This is a genomic window from Ancylobacter oerskovii (genome assembly GCF_018390555.1).
Classification (GTDB): Bacteria; Pseudomonadota; Alphaproteobacteria; order Rhizobiales; family Xanthobacteraceae; genus Ancylobacter; species Ancylobacter oerskovii.
Map to the genome: position 1 here is coordinate 21,168 of NZ_JAHBGB010000027.1, position 21,795 is coordinate 42,962.

Here is a 21,795-nt window from a genome sequence, read left to right on the forward strand (position 1 = left end):
ACGCATGACGGCGCTGCTCGAGATCCGCGATCTGTGCCTCGCCTTTCGGACGGACAAGGGTCCGGCCCAGGTACTGGATGGCGTCGATCTCACCGTGGCGCCCGGCGAGATCGTCGGCCTGGTCGGCGAGTCCGGCAGCGGCAAGACCAGCCTGGCCCGCGCCATCCTCGGCGCGTTGCCGGTGCCCCAGGCGGAGATAGCAAGCGGCCGCATCCGGCTGGACGGCGTCGATATGCTGCGTGGAGGAAAGGCCGCGGAGAGTCTGCGCGGCCGCGTCGTGACCTTCGTGCCGCAGGACCCGCTGGACAGCTTCAACCCCCTTTTCCGGGTCGGAACGCAGCTTGCCGACATCATGCGCTACCGAGCCCCGCCCGCGAAGGAAGGCCGCTTCGGCAATGCGCGGCACGCCCGCGAGACGGCGATCCTCGAAATGCTGGACGCCGTGCAGCTGCCGCAGTCCCGCGCCCTGCTGGACAGGTATCCGCACCAGCTTTCCGGGGGGCAGCGCCAGCGCGTGATGCTGGCGATGGCGCTCCTGCCGCAGCCCCGCATGATCATCGCGGACGAGCCGACCGCCGCGCTGGACGTCACGGTGCAGGTGCAGATTCTCGGGCTGCTCCGGCGCATTGCGGCCGAACGGGGTGTCGCCATATTGTTCACGACGCATGATCTTGGCGCGGCCTGGGAGATCTGCGACAGGATCATCGTCATGTATGCTGGCCAGATCGCCGAAATCCTGCCGCGAACGGCGTTCTTCGCGAAATCGCGCCATCCCTATACGCGCATGCTGCTCGCCAGCCTGCCCGAGCCCGGACGCGAGGCGATCGGCATATCCGGCGAGTCCGCCAGCCCGCTTTCCCCTCCCCCCGGATGCCGGTTCCACCCGCGCTGCCCGATGGCATCCGACATCTGCCGGAAGGCGCGCCCGTTGCCGTCGCGCAGCGAGGACGGTCATCTGGTGGCTTGCCATCACCCATGGGCCGCCGCGTCCTCGCCCGCTCATGTCTGAGCCGTCGTCTCCGCCCCTTCTCGAGCTTGAACGCCTGTCCTGCCACTTTCCGATCCGGGGCCTGCTGGGCCGTCGTGCCGGGACGTTGCGGGCCGTCGACGACGTGTCTCTCAGCCTTCGGGAGGGCGAGGCGCTCGGCATCGTCGGCGAGTCCGGCAGCGGCAAGTCGACCCTCGGCAAGACGCTCGGCGGCATTCACGATCCGACCGACGGCGTGATCCGCCTGGCCGGCGAGCCGATCGCCACGCAACGGTCGAGACGGCCGCTGAGCGTGCGTGCCCGGCTGCAATATGTCTACCAGGATTCCGGCGCCTCTCTGGATCAGCGCTGGACCTTGAGGCGCTCCCTGCATGAGCCGCTGGTGATCCACACCGATTGGTCACGCGAGCATCGCGAGGCGAAGGTTCGGGAGATTGCCGGCGCCGTCGGTCTGGCGGAGGAACATCTCGACCTGTACCCGCATGAGCTGAGCGGCGGCCAGCAGCGGCGCGCGGGGCTGGCGCGCATCCTCGTGCTCGGACCGCAGATCGTCGTCTTCGACGAGCCGACATCGGGGCTCGACTTCTCCGTGCAGGCGACGGTGCTGGCGCTGATCCGCGGCATTCGGCGCATGTTCAACCTGACCTATCTCATGATCAGCCACGATCTCAATGTCGTGGGCTCGATGTGCGATCGCCTGGCGGTGATGTATCTGGGCCGGATCGTCGAGATCGGACCGACGCGCGAGGTGCTGGGCAGGCCCCGCCATCCCTATACCCGGTCCCTGGTCGACTCCTTGCCGCGCATCGGCGGCCCGCGCGTGACGGATCGCCTGGGCATGCCGGGTGAGCCCGTGTTCCCGGCCGACATGCACCAGGGGTGCGGGTACCGGACGCGCTGCCCCATCGGCACGCTGGCCTGTACCCGGATCGACCCTCGGCTCGTCATCAAGGAAGCTCATGGCGTCGCTTGCCTGGAATGGCGTCCCTAGGCGAGCAGCCACGGGCATACCCGGCCCGCAGGGTGTCGGAACGAGCGGAGGCAACGGCTCCGATCCTTCGATGTATCGCCCTGTATTGGCAGGCAAGTCTTGCGACGCTTCTCTTGCGACGCTTCCCGCTCGCATGCGCGTAGACCCGTAAGCGAGGGAGGCGGGCTCCTCCCTCGACGGGTCGTATCTCTGCTGGAGGCGGCGTAGCTTCACTTGCCCGCGTCGGGCAGAACCTCCATCCGCATCACCTTCACGCCTCCGACGGCGAGGTCGGGAAGTCTGGCAAACCATTCCTGCACATATGGCATGGCGTTGTGGGCCTCGAAGTCGACCTGATTGGCGAAGATCTCGTAGAAGATGAAATGCCCGGGCGCCTCGCGGTTTTCCTGAAGGAAATAGACGAGGTTCTTGGGATCGCTCCGCACGAGGTCGATCAGGGGTAGCGTCGCGGCGCGCAGCTCGTTTTCCTTGCCGGGTTTTGCCCGCACTTCGGCAACGACGGAATAGGCGCCCGCAGGGATCCGGGCATATCCCTCGCCCGGGCCCGACTGAGCCAGTGCCGCCGGCGCGCCCAAGCAGCCCCCAAGGAGCACGGACAGGGCCGCCAGTGCGACCGGCCGCATTTTTCCAGCCATGGAACGTTCCTCCTCCGATCCGGGCGGCTTCAGTTTCCGCTGGCGCTTGCGAGGCGCCGCCGGGCGGCCAGAGCGTCGTCGAACGTCTTCTTCACCGGGCCCAGTGCCTGGACGAATTCGAGCTGCTCACCTTCACATCCCTTGCAGTAGATGAGCGTCCAGCCGTTCGATTTTCCCTCGGTGATGGGATTGGAGTTGGCCTCCCTGGGTGCGGCGAGACGTGCCGTCTCGGAGCGCACCGTCACGACGCGATTGGCTCTCACCTGCGTCATGCCCCGGCGCGCGGATTCCGCCTCGAGATCCTGGATGAACGTGTTGAAGTCCACATCGTCGCCGATATGGAAGCAGATATGCATCATCCGCGGAAAGGCCGGGCTCATGTGATCGAGCGGCTCGGCGAAGCTATGGCCGCCACCCATCGGCTGCGCGGCATCGCGATACTGCAGAAGCTCGATCACCACATTGTCGAACTGCACGAAACGCACGTCGAGGCGCTGGGCACCGCCTTGCAGGTCCGGCACGCCGATGGTGCGCGGGTTCACCCCGCGCTCGCGCGCCAGGATCTCCTGGTCGGTCAGCAGCGTGTTGTGGATGCGCTCGCCCTGAAAGTCGCCATCGCGCATCACCTCGGTGCCGCCGAGCACTTCCGTGTAGAATTCGAAGGCACGATCCATGTTCTGCACGGTCAGGCCGAAGTGCTGAACGCCCTGCAGCCGCGCTCCCAATGGCCGGCGATCACGGACCGCTGTCGAAACCGGCGGAGCGCTCTGCGCCGAAGCCGCGCCCGCCGCACCCGCCCCCGTTGCGGCCAGGACCATCGCCCCGGCGACCCGCAGCGCATCCCGACGATCAACGCCGAAACCATTGGTGTCATGCTCATTACTCATCCTCGATCTCCATCTTGCTGTTCGGGAGGATTGGCCGATCGGCCCTTCGAGAAGCGTCGCGACCTCAGGATTACGGCGCGAAAGGAACGAGCTTCTCCGCGCCATGGTCCGTCATGGCGCGAGACGGGCGGGGCCTTTCACCTCGCTCGATGACGCAAGGGATCTTGCTTCAGCGCTCGACCCCAGGCGAGTTAAGCGAAGTAAAAACGCGCGTCCCGAGCAGCGACCGCCAGACGATCTGGAGGCCGGGATCGGCATCTGGTCCGCCGTCCCGCAGGAACAAAAACGCGCAGCACATCAACGCACATCCAGAACAGACGATGAAAACATGATGTAGGCGGGAGATTATGGAAGCTTGATTGACTTTGGCGACGAGGTGAAAAACCGTAAAACAGCGTCCGCCCTCGCCTTCTTCACCGGCGCTCCGAACACTGCCGGCCGCCGTTCTCGCCGATATCCCCATGCATCGAGACCGGCGACATGCCACGATCGCCCTCCCCAGATGGGAACCCGAGTCGTCATGCATCTGCGCCAGATCGACCTCAATCTGCTGTATGTCTTCCATCAGGTGATGACCCATCGCAGCATTTCCCTCGCCAGTGAGGAGCTCAATGTGAGCGCTTCCGCGGTCAGCCACGCGCTGGCGCGGCTGCGCCAGACCCTCAATGACGAGCTTTTCGTGCGCGGCGAGAACGGCATGGTGCCGACCGCGCGGGCCTTGGCGCTCGCAGGGCCGGTCCAGAACGCGGTCATGCTGCTCGGCGCGGCGCTCAATGCCTCTCCCTTCGTGCCGGCGGAATCGCGCCGCACCTTTCGGATTGCCGCCGGCGACCTCTTCTGCTCGATCACCCTGCCGAAGCTGCTGGCGCGCCTGGCCGTGGCGGCGCCCGCCGTCGATCTCAAGGTGGTGCCGCTCAGCCGCACGGACTTCCGGCGGCAGATCGAAAGCGCCTCGGTGGACCTCCTCATCGGCTGGTTCGAGACCCTGCCGGAAACCCTGCGCAGGACCGAGCTCATGACCGAGCGCGCGGCGCTCCTCGTGCGGGAAGGCCACCCGCTGCTCGATGGCGAGGTGACGACGGCCCGCCTCCTCGCCTATCCGCATGCCGTCGTCGAACTGACCGGAACCGACGAGATGCGCACCGACGGCTTTCAGGACGACCGCGGCCTCGTGCGGCGCGTCTGGATCGAGCGGGCCGTTCTGGAGGCGCCCGCAAGCGTCACCCCGGCGCCGCGGGTCGCTGTTTCCGTGCCCTATTTCACCGCCCTCGCCCCGCTTCTGCGCGGATCGGATCTGGTGGCGACCTTGCCCGCCCGCCTCGCACGCTCGGCGCTCGCGCAAGGCGGCCTCCGCAGGCTCGACCCCGCCCTGGAGCCGATCGAGGTGACCCTGGAGATGGCCTACCGCGCCTGCGACGAGGGGGACGAGGGCCTCGCATGGTTGCGCGCGCAGCTACAGGCGGCCAGCGAGGACACGCAGGAGGACGTCGCCTGAGCGCGATGCCACATGAAGATCGTTCAGCGGTTGCTGAGAACTCTGCAATTGCGGCCGGTCAGACGGTAACATAGGCTTCTCTCCCGTTCGCCACCGGGTGATCCGGCCGTCGCCTCCATAGGGGCGGCGCTTCCGCGACGTGTCGGCGCGAACGCAGAGGGTAGGTCCCATGGGATGTGCGCGCTTCGAGGCTGCGCCCGCAGGCGGCAGGCGTCTCGCCTACGCGCTTTCGGCCGCCGCGCTGCTGTTCTTTCCCACCCTCGGCCATGCCCAGGTCATCCAGTCGGTCACCTGCCTCGTGACCGGCGGCGCCCAGAACGGCATCAATACCGGCGGGATCAGCGCCTCCTATCCCGGCAACGCCTCCGGCAGCACCTATGCGACGGCCTATGCGCAATCGCTCGGCGCCAATGGCGCCGGCGGCTACGATACCGCGGTGGAAGGCGGCGCCGCCGGCAATGTGAGCCTCACCACGGACGGCACCATTTCCGCGCCGGACGGCACCGCCGCCGCCGTGCTGGGCCTCGGCGGGCTCTATCTTCCCCAGAGCGCCGTCGTCTGGGCGCAATCGCTGGGCGGCTGCGGCAATGTCGCCACCGGCCACTATGTCGGCCAGGGCGGCACGGCGGGATCGGTCACCGTCACCGCCAATGCCGGCACGGTGATTGAGCTCGGCTCGAACACCGCCGGAATCTATGCACTTAGTGCCGGGGGACAGGGCGGCGCCTACACCCAGGACCTCACCCATCTCGTCGGAGCGGGCGGGACCGGAGGCGACGTGACCGTCACGTTCGCCGGCAGCCTTAACGGGCAGGGTGCCGACGATGCCTACGGCATCTACGCGCTGTCGGTGGGCGGTTCGTCGGGCGCGACCGACAGCGCGTATTCGGCGCTGGGCGGCTATGCCGGCACGGTCAACGTCACGCTCGCCTCCGGCGCCTCGATCGCCATGTCGGGTGACGGGTCCATCGCGGTGTTCGCGGCGAGCGTCGGCGGGCTGTCCTGGTACGCCGACAACGGCACCGACTGGGGCCACCAGAACGGTAATGGCGGCGAGGTCACGGTCGACGCACAACCGAACGTCGCCATCACGACCTCGGGCGAACTGGGCATCGGCATCCTCGCCCTGAGCACCGGAGGCAATTCCTCGCCGGACCTGACGCCGCCGGACAGCCTGCAGGACCATGGCGAGAATGCCAAACCCCAGGATTACGCCCCGGCCGGCAATGCCGGCGCCGTGACAGTGAACAGCGCGGCGACCATCACCACCGAAGGCGACGTCGCCATCGGCATCGCCGCCGTCAGCGCGACGGGCGGGCGCGGCGCCGGGCAGTTGCTGGAGAAGGCGGAGGACGGGAGCTATGTGATCGACCAGGTCGGGCAGGTCGGCCCCGGCGGCGGCTCGCCCGGAACGGTGACGGTCGTCAATTCCGGCACCATCTCCACCTCCGGCGTCGGCGCCATGGGCATTCTCGGCCTCAGCCTCGGCGGCTCGGGAGGCGTGATGGACAGCAAGCCCGGCCTGCTCAATTTTCTCGGCGGCACCACCGCCGGTACGGGCAGCACCGGCGGCACGGTGACCATCACCGATAGCGGCAGCATCTCCACCACCGGCATCGCCGCTATCGGCATCCTCGCCCAGAGCGTCGGCGGCGGCGGCGGCACGACGACCGGCACCTCGGGCGTCATCGCCGTCGGCACCAATGGCGGGGTCGGCGGCGATGGCGGCCTGGTCGATGTCGAGAAGCTCGGCGGCGCCCTCACCACCGGCGGCGACGGCGCCTTCGGCATCCTCGCGCAATCCATCGGCGGCGGCGGCGGCAACGGCGCCAATGCCACCGGCCTCGCCGCCTCGGTCGGTGGCCAGGGCGGAGCCTCCGGCACCGGCGGCGAGGTGGACGTCACGCTGCAAGCCTCGACGCTTCTGACGGCCGGCGATTTCGCCGTGGGCATCGGCGCCCAGTCGATCGGCGGCGGCGGTGGCAATGGCGGCTATGCCAAGACCTATTCGACCTCTGCCATCTCGGCAGCCATCGGCGGCACCGGCAGCGGCGGCGGTGCCGGCGGCACGGTGGACATCGCCACCACCGGCAGCTCAGTCACCACGAGCGGGGCGCATGCCGCGGCCGTTCTCGCACAGTCCATCGGCGGCGGTGGCGGCAATGGCGGCGCGGCGGCGGTCTACACGGCGAATGCCGGCGTCACGGTCACCACCGCCATAGGCGGCGATGCCGGCGACGGCGGCGCAGGCGGCACCGTCACCGTCAACGGGACCGGCACGACCTATGCCACCAGCGGGATGGATTCGATCGGCATCCTCGCCCAGAGCATCGGCGGTGGCGGCGGCAATGGCGGCTCGGCCCTGGCGCGTTCGGAAACGCTGCCCGCCGGGACCGAATGGCAAATCTCCGTCGATACCGCGGTCGGGGGAACCGGCGGCGGCGGCGGGGCGGGCGGCACCGTCATAGTGACCAATACCGGCACGGCGGTCGCCGGCGGCTCCACCGGCACGATCGCCACCGATGATGACGGCTCCACCGGCGTCCTCGCGCAGTCCATCGGCGGCGGCGGCGGCAATGGCGGCGATTCCAGCGCCTTCGCGCGCTCCGTCGAGGGAGCCTCGTCCAGCATCAAGGTCAGCGTCGCGGTCGGGGGCGCGGGCGGCCAGGGCGGCGACGGCGGCGCCGTCAGCGTGAACAATGGCGGCGCGGCCCCCTGCGGCGCCGATGGTTGCGACACCGGCAGCTGCGACGCCAGCTGCGTCGGTACCATCCTTACCCAGGGCAACAACGCCGCCGGCCTCCTCGCCCAGTCCATCGGCGGCGGCGGCGGCAACGGCGCCGTCGGCAATGGCAGCGTCAGCAGCCCCAATCTCGGCACCGAGACGGGCACGTCCTACGACACCGCGATCGCGATCGGGGGCGATGGCAGCGACGGCGGCACCGGCGCAACGGTCACGGTCGCCAACAGCGCCGGCAGCCTCATACGGACCTATGGCTCGGGGTCGCAGGGCATCCTCGCCCAGAGCATCGGCGGCGGTGGCGGCAATGCCGGCGGCGGCGTGGCGACCGGCAGCGGCGACAGCATCGTGATGAACGTGGCGGTCGGCGGATCCGGCGGCAGCGGCGCCACGGGCGGCACGGTGAGCGTGACCAATGACGGCGCCATCTCCACCGGCCAGCTGGTCGCCGATCAGGGTAGCGGCGGCACCTACACCACCGGCGGCGATGCGGTGGGCATCCTCGCGCAGAGCATCGGCGGCGGCGGCGGCACCGGCGGCTCCTCGGACGCGGCGGCGACCATCTCCGCCTTGTTCCAGATCGAGGACCTGCTGAACGCGCCGAGCAACAGCTATTCCTTCAGCCTCGCCGTCGGCGGCAGCGGCGGCGGCGGCGGCGACGGCGGCACCGTCACCGTCGACAACGAGGGCAGCGTCACGACGCTCGGCGAGCGCGCCCACGGCATCCTGGCTCAGGCGATCGGCGGCGGCGGCGGCAGCGCCGGCACGGCGACGGTGGCGGCGAACTCGATCGTCGCGGGACCCGTCGACGACAAGTCGGGCAATTATGCCTTGACCGTATCGGTGGGCGGCAGCGGCGGCGCGGGCGGCAATGGCGGCACCGTGAATGTCGAAGGCGACGGCAGCGTGCTCACCGCCGGCTATGGCGCCATCGGCATCCTCGCCCAGTCCATCGGCGGCGGCGGCGGCGTCGGTGCGGAGGGCACCGTCGACAACACCACGACCATGGGCCTCGGCGCCGGCTGGAACGGCTCGGGCAGTGCGGCCGGCCATGGCGGTAGCGTCACCGTCACCGCCGGCACCGTCACGACGCTCGGCGACGACGCGCATGCCATCGTCGCGCAATCGATCGGCGGCGGCGGCGGCCTCGGCAGCGCCGGCTGCAGCAATTCCACCCAGGCCTCGACCAGCGGCATCGCCGCCACCCTGTGCTTCGGCAATCCGGCCGGCACCACCGGCAGCTTCGCGCCGTGGAACGACGCCTCCTCCTTCACCATCCATATGGGCGGCGGCTCCGGTGCCAGCGGCGCCGGCGGCGATGTCGCGGTGAATGTCGACGACGCGCTGTCGACGAGCGGCGCCCGCAGCATCGGCGTGATCGCGCAGAGCATCGGCGGCGGCGGCGGGCTGGTCACGGTCGCGGCCGCCAACACGCACGCGGTCAACCTGCAGGCCAGGGCCGGCGCGAATGACGGCGCCTCCGGGACGGTCACCGTCACGCAGGCGACCGGTGCCAGCATCGCGACGACGGGCGATGGCGGCTGGGGCATCCTCGCCCAGAGCCTCTATGGCGGCGGCGGCTTCGCCGGCGATCCCTCCCTGTCCATAGGGTCGCTGACCGCCAACCAGCTGAGCAGCCCCGACAAGGTGGTCGACTCGAACGGGAACATCATCTCGGCCGGCAACGTCGTCGTCGATCTCTATGGCAGCATTTCCACGACGGGCGCCAATGCCCATGGCGTCGTCGCCCAGTCGGTGGGCGGCGGCGGCGGCATCGCCAATTCCCCGGACAATTCCAGCCTCGCGTTCGGCAACAGCGCGACGATCAACGGCACCTCGGAGGGTCAGTATGTGGCGACCGCGGGCGCGGTGTCGGTGACGGTCGAAGCGGGCGCGTCGATCAAGGCCGCCGGCGCCGGCTCCATCGGCATCCTCGCCCAGAGCACCGGCGTCATCCACGGCGACAACGACTACGCGCCGATCAACATCACCATCAACGGCAGCGTTCTCGGCGGCACGATGGCCGGCTTCAGCGGCACCATCGGCGCCGCCGGCCTCGTGCTTTCCGGCGGCGGCTACGGGACCTGGGCCCAATGGGACACCGAGAACCAGGTCGTGATCGGCGCCACCGGCTCGCTCGGCACCGTCGACGGCATCAACGGCACCGCCCTCGCCGGCTACTATGGCGCGACGAATGTCGTCAACAACGGAACCATCACCGGCCGCGTCGAGCTCGGCACATCCGGCATGCTTTGGAACAACGATACCGGCACGCTCAATACCGGAACCATCATCGATGTCGGGAAAATCGACAATGACGGGACCATCAACATAGGCGGCACCGGAAAGGTCGCGACGACGACCCTTACCGGCTGGCTCGAGTCCAGCGGCACCCTCGCGATCGATATCGATGCCCTGGCGACGCAGAAGGCGGACATGCTCTCCGTGCTGGGCGGCGAGGCCTGGCTCGTGACGGTCGTCCCCACGGCGAAGGCCCTGCTGCCGGGGTCCTACGAATTCCTCTCGGTCGCGAGCGGCAACGCCCTGAGCGTGGCGACCGTGCCGTCCACCCTGCTCTTCGACTGGAGCGTCGACATCGACGCGGGCACGAACACGGCCGCGCTCACGCCGACCGCCGATTTCGCGCCGGCCGGCGTCACGCTGACGCCGGGCGAGGCCTCCTTCGCCACCTATCTCGGCACCGCCTGGGCCAATGCGGATGCGGGGCTAGCCCCCCTGTTCGGCGCGCTCTCGCAGATCGGCGACGGCAGTTCCTATTCCGCGGCGATCACGGCGCTCTCCCCGGAGGCCTCGCAGGCGCAGGCCACCGCCCTTCTGAACAATGCCGGCACGATACTGGGCGCGGCGCTGAGCTGCCCGGTCTTCGTCACCTCCGGGACGCTGCTCGGCGAGGATGAATGCGCCTGGGCGAAGGTCGCCGGCAGCTGGATGAGCCAGTCGCAGACCCGCGACACGCAAGGCTTCGACGTCTCGCAGGTGATCTACCGGCTCGGCGCCCAGAAGGAGCTGGTGCCCGGCTGGTATCTCGGCGGCTCGCTCGGCGCCGGCCCGACCTCGTCCTCCTCCGACAACGGCTCCAACGGCTCCGGCTACACGGTCGACGGCAGCGTCTCGCTCAAGCATGTGGCCGGCCCCTGGCTGTTCGCCGGTTCGCTGGCCCTGGCCTATGGCGATTACAGCAACAGCCGGCTCGTCCAGCTGCCGGTCGACGGCATGGCGCCGGCGGTGCTCGACAGCGACACCAGCATGACCTTCGTCGCCGGCCGCCTGCGGGCGGGCTACGAGTTCACCTTCCCGAACTGGTACATCCGCCCCTATGCCGATCTGGATGTCGTCTACGCCAACGCGCCCGGCTACCGAGAACAGGGCGGCTCGATCTATGCGCTTGAGGTGCAGGGCAGCGATTATGCCGGCGTGATCGTCTCGCCCATGGTGGAGATCGGCGGCCGCTACGATCTCGACGACCTGATCCTGCGCCCGTTCCTGACCGCCGGCGTGAGCTTCAGCTCCAACGATTCGCGCGTAGTCAGCGCCCGCTTCGCGGGAGCTTCCGCCCGGGACGGCACCTTCCAGACCTATCTGAATTCACCCGCCGTGCTCGGCACCATCTCCGCGGGCCTCGACCTCTACAAGGCGGGCGGCTTCGAGCTGAAGGCGGAGTACGGCTTCTCGGCCGGCGATTCCTTCCAGGTGCAGAGCGGCAGCGTGCGGTTCGCCTATCATTTCTGAGCCTTCCACCTCCCCTGCCCGCCGGGCGCCGCGCACCGGCGCGCCCGTGCCGGATCGTCTCCGCCAGCCTTCCACCCATGCCCTTCAACGTGCAGCTTCAGACCAAGGAAAGCCGATGTTTTCTCGCAGACATCTCATCCAGTGCGCCACCGGCCTCGCGGCGTCGGCCGTGCTCCCGGTGGCGGGGCCCGCGTCGGCCGCGGAGGCGGCAACGCCCCCGACGGGAGCCGCGCAGATAGCGGCCTCCATTTCCGGCCAGCTGTTCGACGGCGACGGCCTCGCCCGGCCGGTGCCGGACAGCCCGACCGTCTCCGATCTCGCGAAGAACCTGGACCGCACGCTGGTGCTCGGTGGAGGCGGCGAATATTACGTCGCCTGGTACTGCGGCTTCTTCCACGGCCTGCTCGAACAGAACGTCGATCCGACGATCGCGGAGATGGTCGTCGGCACCTCCGCCGGCTCCTATCTGGGCTCGTCCCTGCTGTCCGGGCGGTTCGGGCAGCTGCGTACCGAGTTCGACTTCTTCGGCCATTTCCCGGGCCTTTTCGCCAGGCTCGCGCCGGTGACGGCCCCCAATGCGAGCCAGAAGCGGGCGCAGGACATCAACGCCGCCGTCAAGGACGGGTCGCAGGAGACGATCCGGGCCATCGGCCATGCCGCGCTCGCCTCGGACAATCATCTGAACGGCGACGGCGTCGCGCGCCTGGCCTGGCTGCTCACCGGCGACAGCCGCACGGGCTGGCCGACGCCGAAAATGTTCACCACCGCCAATGACTGCTACACGGGCGAGCGCATCGTCGTGCACCAGGAGGTCGCCCGCCGCAACGATATCCCGCTCGCGCGTGCGGCCGGCGCCAGTTCCTCCCTGCCGGGCATCATCGGGCCGACGCTGCTCGGGCAGCGCTACTGCATGGATGGCGGCATATCGAAGACATGGGCGCATACCGATCTGGTCGCCGGCTCCAGGCGCGCGCTGGTGATCACGCTGACCAATGGCTATGAGGGCAGCCTGCTCACCGGCATTCCCCACAACATCCACGACGAGATCGCGGCGCTGGAAGCCGTGGGCACGAAGACGATGCTCATCATCGCCGGCACGCCACCCGGCATAAGCCTGCTCGATCCCCGGCAGATCGAGCCCGCCCTGCGGGCCGGGTATGAGCGGTCCAAAACGGAAGCCCCCAGGATACGCGCCTTCTGGGCCTAGCGATCGCGCAACACGCCATGATCGCGCAACGCATCATGTGAGGCCGGTGGACCGGGCCGCTCATGGGGGGCCTTTGAGCCCCCCGCCCGGTGCGGATCGACGGCCAGCCCGAAGCCCGCCGGTCAATCCGGTTCGGCCGCCCGGTAGCCCAGTCGGCCTTTTGTGAAGATCACGAGCAGCAGGGCAAACACGCCGAAGCCGAGACCCAGCCCCAGATACATCGACAGCACGCCGAGGCTCGTCATCTGGCCGAGGCCCGGCAGGTGCTCCATCAGGAAGGCGTTGGGAAACACATCCATGACGCCATGGAGCAGGATCGCCACGAACACGCTGCCCCGGGTGTTGTTGAAGACCCATGTATAGATGAAGGTCACCGCCGTGATCCAGAAGACATAGGCGGCGATGTTCGGAAGGCTGGGCACGGTCCATTGCCCGCTGAACCAGATCGGCGAATGCCAGAACGCCCAGAGCAGGCCCAGGATCAGGCTCGCCTTCACCGGCCCCCAGATTTCCTGCAGCCGCGGCAAGGCATATCCACGCCAGCCGATTTCCTCGCCGAGCGGTCCCGCCAGCAGCCCCGGATAGGCGAAGAACACGGCGGCGGCCGCCAGTTCCGGCACGATGTCGATGGGTGTCGTTTCCGCCAGCGCGCCGGGAATGGCGATCGTGCCGATGGTTTCGATCGCCGGCAAACCGATGAACACGAAGGCGTACCAGAGCAGGCCCACGCGCCAGCGCACAATGCGCCGCAACAATCGGGCGACGCCTTCCCGGCCTTCCGTGACAGCCGTCACCACGAAGGCGCTCACGGTCGGTCCGCTGAACGTGCCGACGGCCGTCAGCAGCAGGAAGCTCGCGGGCGCGTGGAACGGCAGCAAGCCGCTTCCTTCCTGCGAGAGGAAGAAAAAGGCCCATACGAACCATGAGCCGCCGTAAGCGATGACGAAATAGGCGATAATCGGATAACGGCGGATCAGGTTTCCCACAGCGCCAGCCCCTCCAGCATGCAAGAAGAGCGATAGCAAATCGGCACCGCGAAGAAAACGCCGGGAATCGAGTATTCACCGGATCATCGGGCCCGCATTTGCTTGCGCCGACCTTGCCTTCGACGAGCATGACTTTCGAACACGATGGGATCGGCCCCGATCCGGTCGGCCGCCTGTTCGACGCCGCACGACGCGGAACGCCGCCCGCTACGAAAATCCGCTCCACATAGTGAGCCCCGCAAAGCTTGATCGCCACGCCAGGCTTGTTTCCGCCGCCACCCCTGACATGGCCCGCCGTCAGCGCGGATCATAGACGCCCAGCGAGGAATCGTAGCGATCAAGGGAAGCCTCGGGCAGGTAGCGCCGCTCGATCTCGACCACCTGCGGAAAGCCGGTAAGTTCGAGATAGCCGAATTCGCCGAGCGGGTTGGCGGCACGGCCGGCATTGAAGTCGTTCAGCGCGTCGGCGCCGCGCGCCCGGCAATCGGCGAGGAAGTCCTGCATCATCAGCTGGGCGACCTTCGCGATGGAGATGTTGTAGGTCACCACTCCGAACTCGCGATATTCGTCGCTGCCGAGGGCCGGCTTCACCGCGCTGGCATTGATGTACATGAGCGCGTCGGGGAAGGCCTCGCGCACCCTGCGGATTTCCTCGCGCGACTGGAGCGCCATGATCATCAGCATGTCGACCTCGGTGCGCAGATAGGCATCGCAGCGGCGCAGCACCTCGTCGACGCTGCCCCCGACGGCCGCCCGCGAATCCGTGCGCGCGAGGATGACGACGTCGGGATCGAGTTCCGCGCGCTTGTCGCAGGCGGCCCGGTATTTCGCCACGGCGTCGTCGACGGGAATGACCTGCACCCCCTTGGTGTAGCCGCAGCGCTTGGGGAACACCTGGTCCTCGAGGAAGAAGCCGGCGGCCCCCGCCTTGATGAACTCGTGCACGGCACGGGTGGTGTTCACCACATTGCCGAACCCGGTCTCGCAATCGGCGATCACCGGTATCGAGACCGCTTCGCAGACGTGGCGGATATTGGCGACCACCTCGGTGAGGGTCATGAGCCCGGCATCGGGAAGGCCGAGTATGTGCGCCGCGGCCTGCGAGCCCGAGAGGCCGAACAGCCGGAAGCCGGCCGCCTCCGCGAGCTGGGCGTGATGCGGCGTCGCGCCGGAGATCCATGGCAGCGGCCAGGCGTCCTCGCGGATCTGTCGCCGGAGCTCCGTGCTCATCTTGCCGTCGACGACCGTCTTCCTCAGATGCATGGCGGCTTCTCCGTGATCAGGGGCGGGTAAGGCCGAGGCGAAACAGCCACGGCGCAGCGAGAACGAGGAAGGTCACCCGCAGAACGTGGCAGGTGACCACGAAGGCGACGTCGGTGCCGATGGCGAAGGCCACCGTCGTCATTTCGGCGATGCCGCCGGGCGCGAAGGCGAGCAGCAGCGCCTCGCGCGGCACCTCGACGAAACCGGAGACCATGAAGGCGAGCATGAGCGCCGCGATCAGCAGCAGCGCCGTCCATGCCAGCGACTGCAGGATGGTCAGGTGAAAGTCGCGCAGGCGGATCCCGGCGAAGCGGGCGCCCACGATGCAGCCGATCAGCACCTGCATCCCCGCCACCAGCCAGCCGGGCGGCGCCGCCACGGTCAGGCCGGCAATGTGGCAGGCCGCGCTCAGCAGCAGCGGCACGATCATCGCGCCGCTCGGGATGCGCATTTTCCACCCGATCGCCGTGCCCAGCACCCCGCATGCGATCAGGATCAGCCAGTCGGCGGCGGCCAGTGCCGGCGCGTGAACCGGCATCGGGCCGACCGACGGATCCAGGTCGAACAGGAACCGCACCGCGAAGGGAACGAGGAAGACGACCGCGATCACGCGGACGGCATGGACCAGCACCAGCCGGCGCATGTCCCCGCCATGGTGGCCGCCGAGCAGGGTCAGCTCGCTGAGGCCGCCCATGGTGGAGGCGAAGAAGGCGGTGACGCGGTCGAACCCGCACAGCCGCACGAAGAACGCGCGCCCGAGGAACGGCGTCGCCAGCAGGAAGGCCAGCAGCACCGGCATCACCTGCCAGTGATGCAGCAGGCCTCCGGCGATCTCGGCGGTGAAGGCGCTCCCCGCCAGCACGCCGATCACCGGCCGGGCGAGGTTGCGCGCCGAAGCCGGCAGCGCCCAGTCGAAGCCGCCGATCGAGGCCGCCGCACTCGCGCAGAGCGCGCCCAGCATCCAGGGAAGCGGCAGGCCGAGCAGGCCGAACACCGCACCCCCGGCGAGGCCGGCCGCGAGACAGGGCGCGCCCCGCCGCAAGGCTGGAGGAGTGGACATGCCGGGCATCGGCGCGCGCTTTCACCCGTTGCCTCACGCCGCCTGCAACGCCGCATCCCCCATGCGGCCGAGCCGCTCGCGCCCCTCGATCATGTCCTGCATCGAGCCGAAGGCGTTTATGTAGTGCCCCTTGAACCCCGCCTCGTCGAGCAGCCGGAAAAGCCGGCCGAAATCGAGGTCGCCCTCGCCGGGCCTCAGATGGACCTCCTTGCCGTTGCGCCAGCAATCGGCGAGGCGCACCTCGTCGCAGCGCCCGACATCGAGACCGGCGATGAAGCCCTCGATGCCCTCCGGCACGAGATGGGCGTGATTGGCGGTAAAGGCCCAGCGGATGCGCGGCGAGGTCAGCCGATCGAAATAGTACCGGGTCTCCTCCAGATTATGCGCGAGGTAGTGCACCTCGGCGTCGTCCGGCTCCCAGTTCATGTTCTCGAGCCGGAGGTCGATCCCCAGCCGCTCGGCATGTCCGGCCAGCCATTGAAGCCTGGCGAGGCCGGCTTCGCGCCGCATCTCGACATCGGAGGTGAAGTGGTAGCCGGCATGCACCACCATCCACTCGCCGCCGAGCCGCTTGCACGCCTCCAGATGCCCGAGCAGATAGCGATCGACACCGTCGCGCACATGCGGCGCCACCTCGGCGACGTTGACCGCCGACATGGTGTGGATGCCGATCCTGATGCCGTGCTCGTCGCACATGCGGCGAATGCCGGCGATCCGCTCATCGGTGAGCGACTCGACATTGTTCGGCGCCACGTCGATCTTGAGGTCGAGATATCGGATGCCGTGCGCGATCGCCTGCTGGATGCCGTCCTCGATGCGCGCGCGCCTGCCGACATCGACACCGATGCGTTCGATGAAGCTCATGTTTCACCTCAATGGTCGGAATGAAGGGGAAGCCGGGCGGTCCGGCGCGCAGGACGGCCGGACCGAAAAGGGGATCACTGCGCGAGGCCGAGTTCGACGAGGATCTCGCGCACCTTCTTCTGCTCGCCTTCGAGGAAGACGGCATAGTCGGCGCTCGGCTTGTACAGGTCGAGCCAGCCGCGCTCCTTCATGATCTGCTGCCAGCGCGGCGACTTGACCATCTGGTCGAACACCGCGGCGACCTCGGCGGTCTGCTTGTCGGTCAGCGATTTGTGCACGGAGACACCGCGCCAGTTCGCCAGCACGACGTCGATGCCCTTCTCCTTCAGCGTCGGCGCGTCGATCCCCGGAAGACGCTCGGGCGAGGCGACGGCGATGATCCGCAGCTTGCCGGCCTCGATCTGCGGCGCGAAGTCCTGGTAGCCGCCGCCGCCGACATTCACCTGCTTGCCGAGCACCGAGGTGATGATCTCGCCGGTGTTGGCGTGCGGCAGGAAGTTCACCTTCTTCGGATCCATGCCGACCTGCTTGGCGATCAGCGCATAGAAGATGTTCTCGGTGGAGCCCGCCGAGCCGCCGCCCCAGATGAACTTGCCGGGATCCGCCTTGAACCTGGCGATCACGTCGTCGATCGACTTGAGCGGGGAATCGGCGGGAACCACCATCACCTCATATTCGCCGGCAAGCAACGCCAGCGGCTTCACGTCGGCCAGCGACACCGGCGACTTGTTGGAGATCGGGAAGATCACGTGGCCGAAGCCCTGCGTCAGCACGGCGTGGTTGTTGTTCTCCTTGCTGGTGACGAATTGCGAGAGCGCGATCATCCCGCCGCCACCGGGAATGTTCACCACCTGGACGTTGGAGGCGAGCCTGTCCTTTGCCAGCGCGTCGGCCATGGCCCGCGCGGCCTGGTCCTGTCCGCTGCCGGGGCCGCCCGGCGCGATGATCTCCAGGCCCTTGAACTCGGCGACGGCGGGGGCGGCGAAAATCGCGACGCCGGTCATCGCGAAGGCGAAAAGTCCCTTGGCGAAATGCTTCATCCTCGTTTCCTCCTGACGTTGTTTTTGTCGCCGGTCGTTAGTCGTTCATGGGTCCCGGCGTGCCCGCGCGGCGTCGATCACCGCCGCGGCGGATTTCTCGAATTCGAGCTCCCGCTCCATCTCGCGGTGCAGCCCGACGAGTTCGTAATAGGCCTGGGCGCTGGGCAGCGTGGCGCCTATGGCGCGGAAGGACCTGCCCTCGCGCAGCGCCCGCATCACCGCGAGCTGGCCCTGCATGGCGGCGTAGATGGCGATGGTGGGAAGCGTCACCCCGGCCAGGCCGATGCGCTCCATGTCGGCGAAGTCGAGCAGGTCGTTGTCGGCGGCCTGCGACAGCGTCGCGGTGATCGGACAGGGCACCTCGGCGACGAGACGGGAAAGACCGGCCTCGCTGTCTATGCCCTGCGCCTTGGCGTAGTCGGCTCCCGCTTCGAGATAAAGCTGGCAGCGCTCGATCGCCTCGTCGAGGTTCTCGGCACCCACATCGGTCCGCGCGACGAGGCTGAGGGAGGTGTCGCGTCGCGCATCGAGAGCCGCCTTGATGCGGCCGATCATTTCGGCGGCGGGCACGATCTGCCGGCCGGGAAAATAGTGGCAGCGATTGGGGAATGCCTGATCGTTGATCTGGATGGCCGCGACGCCGGCGCGCTCGAAGGCGCGCACCATCTGCCAGGTATTGTGCACCGAGCCGAAGCCGGTATCGGCATCCACGGTCACCGGTATCTGCACCGCGTCGCAGATCCGCCCATAGGCGTCGGCAATGTCGCGCATGTTGGACTGGCCGAGATCCGGCCCGGCGAGCAGCCCGCCCGTGGTCGAATTGCCGCCGGCGGACAGGCCCCGGAAGCCGACGCTCTCGGCGATACGGGCGGAGAAGGCGTCGTAGACACCCGGAAGGATGAGGAGCTCGGGTGCCTCCAGCAGCGAACGGAACGTGGCACGGGCGCTCATCATGCCGCTCCCGTCGAAGCGCGCCGGTCCGCGCGCGCCGACCAGATGCGCACCGCCAGGGGCGACAGCACCACGACGATGGCAAGCAGGATCAGCGTGCAGGAGATCGGCCGCTCGAACAGGATCATCGGGCTGCCCTCGCCGATGGCCAGCGAGCGGCGCAGATGCTGCTCCAGCAGCGGCCCGAGGATCAGGCCGAGGATCGCCGGGATGACCGGGGCGTTCACCACGCGCATCACGAACCCCAGCAGGCCGAATAGGAACAGCAGGGCGAGGTCGAAGGTGTTGTAGTTCAGCGTGTAGGCGCCGAGCGAGGCAAAGGCCACGATGCCGCCGAACAGCAGCGGGCGCGGGAGCGTCAGCAGCCGCACCCACAGCCCCACCATGGGCAGGTTGAGCACGAGCAGCAGCACGTTGCTGATATAGAGGCTGGCGATCAGGCCCCAGACCAGCGAGGCGTTGGTCTCGAAGAGCAGCGGCCCCGGCCGGATGCCGAATTGCTGGAAGCCGGCGAGGAGCATGGCCGCGGTGGCGGAGGTCGGCAGGCCGAGCGCCAGCAGCGGCGCGATGGCGCCCGCGGCGGAGGCGTTGTTGGCCGCCTCCGGGCCGGCCACGCCTTCGATCGCGCCGTTTCCGAACTCCTCCTTGTGGGGAGAGAGACGGCGCTCCAGCGTGTAGGACAATATGGTCGGCAGTTCGCTACCGCCCGCCGGCAAGGCGCCGAGCGGGAAACCGATCGCCGTGCCGCGCAGCCAGGAGCGCCACGAGCGGCTCCAGTCCTGCGCGCTCATCCACAGGCTGCCGGCCAGCCGGTAAAGCTCCTCCGTGTGGTAGCGGGCGCGCGAGGCCGCGAACAGAATCTCGCTGACGGCGAACAGCCCGATGGCGAGGATCACCGTGTCGATGCCGTCCAGCAGCTCCATCGCGCCGAAGGAGAACCGCGCCTGCCCGGTCTGCGGGTCGAGGCCCACGCAGCCGATCAGCAGGCCGAGGAACAGCGAGATGAAGCCGAGCGACAGCGAATTGCCGAGAATGGTCGTGATGACCGCGAGCGCCAGCACGATCAGCCCGAAATATTCGGGCGCGCCGAGCAGCAGGGCGAGGTCGACGAGCAGCGGCGCCACCAGCGTCAGGCCGATCGTGGCGATGGTGCCGGCGACGAAGGAGCCGATCGCCGCCGTCGCCAGCGCCTGCGCCGCCCTCCCCTTGCGGGCCATCGCATGCCCGTCGAGCGCTGTCATCATCGCCCCGGATTCGCCGGGGGTGTTGAGCAGGATGGAAGCCGTCGAGCCCCCATATTGCGCGCCGTAATAGACGCCGGCGAACATGATGAAGGCCGGCGTCGGGTCGAGCCCGCCGGTGATCGGCAGCAGCAGCGCGATGGCGACCGAGGGGCCGATGCCCGGCAGCACGCCGACCGCCGTCCCCAGCGTGACGCCGACGGCGGCCCAGAACAGGTTGAGGGGCTGGAGGGCGACTTCGAAGCCGTGAAGCAAGGCGAGGAACGTATCCATCACTTCCCCCTCACCCGGCCGGGAACAGGCCGGCGATCACGCCGAGCGGCAGGTTGAGACCGAGGCCGACATTGAAGACGAGCAGCGTCACGATGCCGAAGCCGAGCCCTATGGCGAGATCGCGCAGAAGATTGCGGCTCCCCATCACCCACGCCGTCACCGCGAACACCATCGCCGCGGTCGGCGGCCAGCCCGCCCATTTCAGGATGAATATCTGGACCAGCAGGGTCCCCGCGATCAGCGCGACCGGAAGCAGGTCGTACTCCTCGTCGTCCTGGCTGGCCGGACTGGTCACCGCATCGGTCACGGCGCACAGCCCGCTGAGCATCAGCCCGGCGGCCACCAGACCAGGAAACAGCCGGGGGCCGGCGGAATCATAGCTGAACCCGACAGGAAACCGGCTCGTCAGCATGGCGGCCGCTCCGCCGAGCACGAAGACGGAAAACCCGAACGCCGCCTGTCGCCACCCGGCGCCGGACAGCCGAAGCGGCAGGCGTTTCCGACCGGCGGACGAGCCCTCGCCGATCCGCGGCGTCATGGCCGAGGCCACGTCTTTTCGTTGACCCATGTCGTCCCTCCCACTCGCCGCTCTCTGTCGGCGTTTTGCCATTTGAACCTCAATGACGCTCAAAGTGTCAACACTTTTGAGTTTGAATTGCCTAACACTCGGATTTTCGCCCCATATCTGTTGACAATAACGCAGATGCAGCATCAGATTGCGCATGGTCGACAGAACCGCTTCCGAAGCCTCGACATTGGGCGAGCGCGTGTTCGAGCAGATGCTCGACATGATCTATCGCGGGGATCTCGCCCCCGGCTCCGTCGTGAACGAAGCGGCGCTGGCCGTGCGTTTCCAGGTGAGCCGCGGGCCCATCCGCGAAGCCGTCCGGCGGCTGCAGGGCATCCAGCTGGTGACGCGCGAACCCTTCGCCAAGGCGCGCGTCGTGAAGCTTTCCAGGCAGGCGCTCGCCGATCTCTATGAGATGCGCGAGGCCCTGGAGGGCTATGCCTGCCGTCTCGTGACCGAACGCATGTCGGATCAGGATCTCGCCGAACTGATCGCCGCCCTCGAAACGGCGCGGCAGGACTATTTGAGGGATGGCCAGCCGGAATCGCTGTCGGACTTCGACTTCCATTCCCGGATCATCCGGGCGAGCGGCAATGCGCGGCTCATCTCCACCCTGTATGGCGACCTCTACCATCTGCTTCGGATGATGCGGCGCATCAAGGGACATGTGCCCCAGCGCAAGCATGACGCCTATTCGGAGCACTGGCAGATCATTCGCGCCATCAAGGCGCGCGATGCCGACCTCGCCGAGTCGCTGATGCGGGCCCACATCCGCCGGGCCGCCGCCCACACCATGGACGAGGGCCAGCTTACGGATGTCGCCTCCCGGTGACGTTCCGGGCCTGCCGACCGGAAT

Annotated in this window: 16 protein-coding genes; 6 read left to right on the forward strand and 10 right to left on the reverse strand. The window is 68.3% G+C overall.

What is annotated here, in order from left to right; all coding sequences use genetic code 11:
- The first annotated feature begins 4 nt into the window (after nucleotides 1-4).
- A complete protein-coding gene (locus KHC19_RS11985; protein ID WP_213352594.1) occupies nucleotides 5-1,009 on the forward strand; it encodes an ABC transporter ATP-binding protein in 1,005 nt (334 codons plus the stop codon).
- Nucleotides 1,002-1,979: an oligopeptide/dipeptide ABC transporter ATP-binding protein gene (locus KHC19_RS11990; RefSeq protein ID WP_213352595.1), complete on the forward strand. Its 978-nt coding sequence runs from the start codon at nucleotides 1,002-1,004 to the stop codon at nucleotides 1,977-1,979. Before KHC19_RS11985 ends, KHC19_RS11990 begins: the two co-directional genes overlap by 8 nt.
- 209 nt (nucleotides 1,980-2,188) lie before the next feature.
- On the opposite strand, the gene KHC19_RS11995 is transcribed toward KHC19_RS11990, so the two are convergent.
- Together KHC19_RS11995 and KHC19_RS12000 are read right to left on the reverse strand one after the other, a co-directional pair.
- Nucleotides 2,189-2,614, reverse strand: coding sequence for a putative quinol monooxygenase (locus tag KHC19_RS11995; protein WP_213352596.1), 426 nt, complete (start codon nucleotides 2,612-2,614; stop codon nucleotides 2,189-2,191).
- A 29-nt stretch (nucleotides 2,615-2,643) separates the two neighbouring features.
- On the reverse strand, nucleotides 2,644-3,606 hold the full coding sequence (locus KHC19_RS12000) for a VOC family protein (protein WP_246548776.1): 963 nt from the start codon (nucleotides 3,604-3,606) through the stop codon (nucleotides 2,644-2,646).
- A gap of 250 nt (nucleotides 3,607-3,856) precedes the next feature.
- Between KHC19_RS12000 and KHC19_RS12005 the strand changes: the two genes are divergently transcribed.
- The 3 genes from KHC19_RS12005 (at nucleotide 3,857) to KHC19_RS12015 (ending at nucleotide 12,693) form a co-directional block, all read left to right on the forward strand.
- On the forward strand, nucleotides 3,857-4,996 hold the full coding sequence (locus KHC19_RS12005) for a LysR family transcriptional regulator (RefSeq protein ID WP_246548777.1): 1,140 nt from the start codon (nucleotides 3,857-3,859) through the stop codon (nucleotides 4,994-4,996).
- A gap of 169 nt (nucleotides 4,997-5,165) precedes the next feature.
- Nucleotides 5,166-11,486 (forward strand): autotransporter outer membrane beta-barrel domain-containing protein, encoded by a 6,321-nt coding sequence (locus tag KHC19_RS12010; protein WP_213352597.1) that lies wholly within the window; start codon nucleotides 5,166-5,168, stop codon nucleotides 11,484-11,486.
- A 115-nt stretch (nucleotides 11,487-11,601) separates the two neighbouring features.
- The gene (locus tag KHC19_RS12015) at nucleotides 11,602-12,693 is read left to right on the forward strand and encodes a patatin-like phospholipase family protein (protein ID WP_213352598.1); all 1,092 of its coding nucleotides are present in this window, start codon (nucleotides 11,602-11,604) and stop codon (nucleotides 12,691-12,693) included.
- Between the two features lie 122 nt (nucleotides 12,694-12,815).
- Here the strand turns inward: KHC19_RS12015 and KHC19_RS12020 are convergent, their stop codons facing one another.
- The 8 genes from KHC19_RS12020 to KHC19_RS12055 all read right to left on the reverse strand — a co-directional run bounded on the left by KHC19_RS12020 (nucleotide 12,816) and on the right by KHC19_RS12055 (nucleotide 21,095).
- Nucleotides 12,816-13,679, reverse strand: a complete 864-nt coding sequence (locus tag KHC19_RS12020) for a CPBP family intramembrane glutamic endopeptidase (protein ID WP_213352599.1) — start codon at nucleotides 13,677-13,679, stop codon at nucleotides 12,816-12,818.
- 297 nt (nucleotides 13,680-13,976) lie between these two features.
- On the reverse strand, nucleotides 13,977-14,942 hold the full coding sequence (locus KHC19_RS12025; RefSeq protein WP_213352600.1) for an isocitrate lyase/PEP mutase family protein: 966 nt from the start codon (nucleotides 14,940-14,942) through the stop codon (nucleotides 13,977-13,979).
- A gap of 16 nt (nucleotides 14,943-14,958) precedes the next feature.
- Nucleotides 14,959-16,002: an AbrB family transcriptional regulator gene (locus KHC19_RS12030; RefSeq protein WP_213352601.1), complete on the reverse strand. Its 1,044-nt coding sequence runs from the start codon at nucleotides 16,000-16,002 to the stop codon at nucleotides 14,959-14,961.
- 33 nt (nucleotides 16,003-16,035) lie between these two features.
- A complete protein-coding gene (locus KHC19_RS12035; RefSeq protein WP_213352602.1) occupies nucleotides 16,036-16,866 on the reverse strand; it encodes a sugar phosphate isomerase/epimerase family protein in 831 nt (276 codons plus the stop codon).
- Nucleotides 16,867-16,940: 74 nt separating this feature from the next.
- Nucleotides 16,941-17,906 carry a Bug family tripartite tricarboxylate transporter substrate binding protein gene (locus KHC19_RS12040; protein ID WP_213352603.1) on the reverse strand — a complete coding sequence of 322 codons (966 nt, stop codon included), beginning with the start codon at nucleotides 17,904-17,906 and terminating at the stop codon, nucleotides 16,941-16,943.
- 45 nt (nucleotides 17,907-17,951) lie between these two features.
- Nucleotides 17,952-18,857 carry an isocitrate lyase/PEP mutase family protein gene (locus KHC19_RS12045; RefSeq protein WP_213352604.1) on the reverse strand — a complete coding sequence of 302 codons (906 nt, stop codon included), beginning with the start codon at nucleotides 18,855-18,857 and terminating at the stop codon, nucleotides 17,952-17,954.
- Nucleotides 18,857-20,371 (reverse strand): tripartite tricarboxylate transporter permease, encoded by a 1,515-nt coding sequence (locus KHC19_RS12050; RefSeq protein WP_213352605.1) that lies wholly within the window; start codon nucleotides 20,369-20,371, stop codon nucleotides 18,857-18,859. Before KHC19_RS12050 ends, KHC19_RS12045 begins: the two co-directional genes overlap by 1 nt.
- 10 nt (nucleotides 20,372-20,381) lie before the next feature.
- The gene (locus KHC19_RS12055; RefSeq protein ID WP_213352606.1) at nucleotides 20,382-21,095 is read right to left on the reverse strand and encodes a tripartite tricarboxylate transporter TctB family protein; all 714 of its coding nucleotides are present in this window, start codon (nucleotides 21,093-21,095) and stop codon (nucleotides 20,382-20,384) included.
- On the opposite strand from KHC19_RS12055, the gene KHC19_RS12060 reads away from it, so the two are divergent.
- Nucleotides 21,094-21,771, forward strand: coding sequence for a GntR family transcriptional regulator (locus tag KHC19_RS12060; protein ID WP_213352607.1), 678 nt, complete (start codon nucleotides 21,094-21,096; stop codon nucleotides 21,769-21,771). The two genes, KHC19_RS12055 and KHC19_RS12060, sit on opposite strands and share 2 nt — an antisense overlap.
- Nucleotides 21,772-21,795 lie beyond the last annotated feature (24 nt).